Source organism: Nguyenibacter vanlangensis (assembly GCF_013376155.1).
In the GTDB taxonomy this organism is placed as follows: Bacteria; Pseudomonadota; Alphaproteobacteria; order Acetobacterales; family Acetobacteraceae; genus Gluconacetobacter; species Gluconacetobacter vanlangensis.
In genome coordinates this window covers 1-3,872 of the sequence record NZ_JABXXP010000263.1, presented here as the reverse complement: position 1 = coordinate 3,872, position 3,872 = coordinate 1, and the positions used below count along the sequence as shown (strand labels likewise).

Annotated in this window: 4 protein-coding genes; 3 read left to right on the top strand and 1 reads right to left on the bottom strand. The window is 66.7% G+C overall.

What is annotated here, in order from left to right; all coding sequences use genetic code 11:
- Window positions 1–384: NADPH-dependent F420 reductase (locus HUK84_RS12035; RefSeq protein WP_374729327.1), on the top strand; the 384-nt coding region annotated here is incomplete at its 5' end.
- Between the two features lie 49 nt (window positions 385–433).
- On the opposite strand, the gene HUK84_RS12030 is transcribed toward HUK84_RS12035, so the two are convergent.
- Window positions 434–964 (bottom strand): HdeD family acid-resistance protein, encoded by a 531-nt coding sequence (locus HUK84_RS12030; protein ID WP_176640505.1) that lies wholly within the window; start codon window positions 962–964, stop codon window positions 434–436.
- Between the two features lie 298 nt (window positions 965–1,262).
- Here HUK84_RS12030 and rpsD point away from each other — a divergent pair, with 298 nt between their 5' ends.
- Together rpsD and prfC are read left to right on the top strand one after the other, a co-directional pair.
- Window positions 1,263–1,880: a 30S ribosomal protein S4 gene (gene rpsD / locus HUK84_RS12025; RefSeq protein WP_176640504.1), complete on the top strand. Its 618-nt coding sequence runs from the start codon at window positions 1,263–1,265 to the stop codon at window positions 1,878–1,880.
- Between the two features lie 163 nt (window positions 1,881–2,043).
- On the top strand, window positions 2,044–3,603 hold the full coding sequence (prfC, locus tag HUK84_RS12020) for a peptide chain release factor 3 (RefSeq protein ID WP_176640503.1): 1,560 nt from the start codon (window positions 2,044–2,046) through the stop codon (window positions 3,601–3,603).
- The last annotated feature ends 269 nt before the right edge of the window (window positions 3,604–3,872 follow it).

Below are 3,872 nucleotides of genomic sequence, written 5' to 3'. Positions count from 1 at the left end.
GGCATCCTGCAGGGCAAGGTGGTGATCGACGCCTGCAACCCCTATCCCTGGCGCGACGGCGACATCGCCCGCACCGCACAGCAGCAGGGCGCCGGCGCGGTGACGCAATCCCTCTTTCCGGGCGCCCATGTGGTGCGGGCCTTCAATTCCGAGGATATGAGCACGATCGACGCCGAGGCCCACCGGCTGCCGCCGCGCCTGGGCATCCCCTATGCCGGGGACGACGCACAGGCGAAGCAGGTCGTGCGGGGCCTGATCGTCGATGCCGGCTTCGACCCGGTGGATGCCGGGCCGCTTTCGGCCGCCCGGGCCTTCCAGCCCGGCGGCCCGGGCTTCGAGGCCGACCTGAACGCCACGCAATTGCGCGGCCGGCTGGGCCTGTAATCCGTAACGGACGGCTAATCCGTAACGGGCGACGCCCGGCCGGGCGCGTTCAGGCCACGGTCCGCAGCGCGAGGCCGAACTGGATCCACCCGATCCCCGCCGCGATCAGTTCCACGGCGATGAAGGTCCCGATCAGCCACAGCCCGGACCAGGGCAGCGTCAGATACAGGCACACCCCGACCAGCAGGCTGATCAGCCCGCCGCCCAGGACGATCCACCATCCGTTCAGGTCGCGATGGCGGGCGGCGATCACCATGCGCATGGTGCCCGAGATGATCAGGCAGGCCGCGATGAAGACGGTCAGGATGATCGAGCCGCTGACCGGCTCCTCCATCAGCAGGAATCCGCCCACTATATAAAGCACGCCCCCCAGCATCGAGAGCACGAACCCGCCCCAGTCGCGCACAGCGAAGGCATGGAACAATTGCACCGCGCCCGCCACCACCAGCAGGATGCCGATGACGATCGTGCTGGCCAGGGTGACGGAAATGGCGTCGATCCAGGCAAAGATGCCCAGCGCGATCGAAACGGCGCCCAGCAGGACGAACAATCCCCAGCGTTGCGTGAACGGGGTGGCCATGTTTCCTCCTCGATCTTCATCGATGATATGTTTGACGATACGGGCGTGACTATACGGGCGGGTATTGACGATTGACAGGGGCCGATTGACAGGGCGGCTTCGTTGCGCCTATAGGCCAGCCCCATTGCCGGGAACGTGGACGGACCGGCCGGTGCCAGAACGGGTGTTGCTCCCCGGCGCCGGTAATGCGGAACGCGCCCGCCCTGTTCATGCGGAACAGGGCCTACCGGTGCAATAGAAGGCGGCATGGCGCTCCCTCCGGGACCGGCCGCCCGTCGAGTATGGAAGACAGCGCGCAATGAGCAAGCGCCTTGAGAGCAAGTTCAAGATCAATCGCCGCCTGGGCGTGAATCTGTGGGGCCGTGCGAAGTCGCCGGTCAACAAGCGGGAATACGGCCCGGGCCAGCACGGCCAGCGCCGCAAGCAGAAGCCGTCGGACTTCTCGGTCCAGTTGATGGCGAAGCAGAAGCTGAAGGGCTATTACGGCAACATCAGCGAGAAGCAGTTCCGCAAATATTATGACGAGGCCGTGCGCCGCAAGGGCGACACCTCCGAGAACCTGATCGACCTGCTGGAGCGCCGCCTGGACGCGGTGGTCTATCGCCTGAAATTCGCGATGACGCCGTTCGCCGCCCGCCAGTTCGTCAGCCATGGCCATGTCACGGTCAATGGCCGCAAGGTGAACATCCCCTCCTACCTGGTGCGCGACGACGACGTGATCGAGGTGCGCGAGAAGTCCAAGCAGCTCGCCATCGTGCTGGACGCCGCGCAGAGCGGCGAGCGCGACGTGCCGGAATATATGGAAGTCGACCACCGCCAGATGAAGGGCCGCTTCGTGCGCGGCCCGAAGCTGTCGGACGTGCCCTATCCGGTGCAGATGGAACCGAACCTGGTCATCGAATTCTATTCGCGCTGATCCGGTTTTTTTTCCAGCATATCGCACGATCGCGGCGCCGGGCGCGGGGGCTTTCCCCCTCGCCCGGCGTCCGTGTTTTCGGACCGTGCCCGCCCGTACAGTCCGGCCGCCATCGCAGAACGGCCATCGCAGAACGCCCATCGCAGAACGAAGGAATCCGCCCGTGAACGCCGAGCCCGCCTCCGCCCTGGCCGCCACCATCGCCCGGGAAATCAGCCGGCGGCGGACCTTCGCCATCATCTCGCACCCCGACGCGGGCAAGACCACGCTGACCGAGCGCATCCTGCGCGCGGGCGGCGCGATCCAGATGGCGGGCAATGTCCGTGCCAAGGGCGAGCGGCGGCGCACCCGCTCGGACTGGATGGGGATCGAGCGCGATCGCGGCATTTCGGTCGTCACGTCGGTGATGACGTTCGAATATGGCGGCTGCATCTTCAACCTGCTGGATACGCCGGGGCACGAGGATTTCTCCGAAGATACCTATCGCACCCTCACCGCGGTCGATTCCGCGGTGATGGTGATCGACGCGGCCAAGGGGATCGAGGACCGGACCCGCAAGCTGTTCGAGATCTGCCGCCTGCGCGACATCCCGATCGTCACCTTCATCAACAAGATGGACCGCGAATCGCAGGATCCGTTCACCCTGCTGGACGAAATCTCCTCCGCCCTGGCGCTGGACACCGCGCCGGCGACCTGGCCGGTCGGGCGCGCGGCGCAGTTCGCCGGCACCTACGACCTGCGCACCCGCAGCCTGCACGTGGCCGCCCCGCTGGAACAGTCCGACCCGCGCATGGTGCAGTTGGGCGAGGAACTGGAACTGGCCGAGGCCGCCCTGCCCACCTTCGATCGCGACAGTTTCAATGCCGGACACCTGACGCCCGTCTTCTTCGGCAGCGCGATGAAAGAGATCGGGGTGACCGACCTGCTGGACGCGCTGGTGGCCTTCGGCCCCCCGCCGCGCGACCAGGAGACCGAAAGCCGCACGGTGCGCGCCGATGAAACCGGGCTGACGGCGCTGGTCTTCAAGATCCAGGCCAACATGGACCCGAACCACCGCGACCGCATGGCCTTCGCGCGGATCTGCTCGGGCCGGCTGGAACGCGGCATGCGGCTGAAGCATGTGCGCGTCGGCAAGCAGTTCGCGCTGCATACGCCGCAATTCTTCTTCGCCCGCGACCGGCAGCTTGCCGAGGAAGCCTTCGCCGGCGACGTGGTCGGCATCCCCAACCACGGCACGCTGCGGATCGGCGACACGCTGACCGAGGGCGAGGATCTGCGCTTTACCGGCGTGCCGCATTTCGCGCCGGAAATCCTGCGCCGGGTGCGGCTCGACGATGCGATGAAGGCCAAGAAGCTGCGCCAGGCCCTGACCGAACTGGCCGAGGAAGGCGTCGTGCAGCTCTTCCGCCCGCAGGACGGCGCATCGCCGATCGTCGGCGTGGTGGGCACGCTGCAGCTTGACGTGCTGCAGGCCCGGCTGGCGGGGGAATACGGGGTGGCGATCGGCTTCGAATCGACGCCCTACAACCTCGCGCGCTGGGTGACCGGCGACCGGGCGAAGCTGGACCTGTTCGCCGCCGCCAACCGTTCGGCCATGGCGGACGATATCGACGGCGACCCGGTCTTCCTGGCCAGTTCGGCCTTCATGATGCGGCGGACCACCGAGATGAACCCCGACCTCGCCTTCCACGACATCAAGCAGATCGGCATCGAGACACGCTGACCGCTGCCGTTTCGTAACGGAATGTAACCGAACGGCAATATAACGTATATCCGCGCGGATTGCGGGTGACCGCGTGCCGGCCAGGTTCTAAGCCGATAATCATGACGGAACGATACGGCGCGATGGCGGCCTCGGCACAGGATACGCCCCGGGCGGAAAGGCAGGCGTCCGGCCAGGATGCGTCGCAAGACCCCGCATCCCTCGCGCTGGGCGAACGCCTGGTCCGGCTGGCGGGGCTGCGGCTGGTCGGCGACCTGCATGAACGCGCG

Bases quoted from the DNA above. Each gene is read 5' to 3' on its own strand.
- rpsD (WP_176640504.1), top strand. From the start codon at position 1,263: ATGAGCAAGCGCCTTGAGAGCAAGTTCAAGATCAATCGCCGCCTGGGC.
- HUK84_RS12030 (WP_176640505.1), bottom strand. From the start codon at position 964: ATGGCCACCCCGTTCACGCAACGCTGGGGATTGTTCGTCCTGCTGGGC.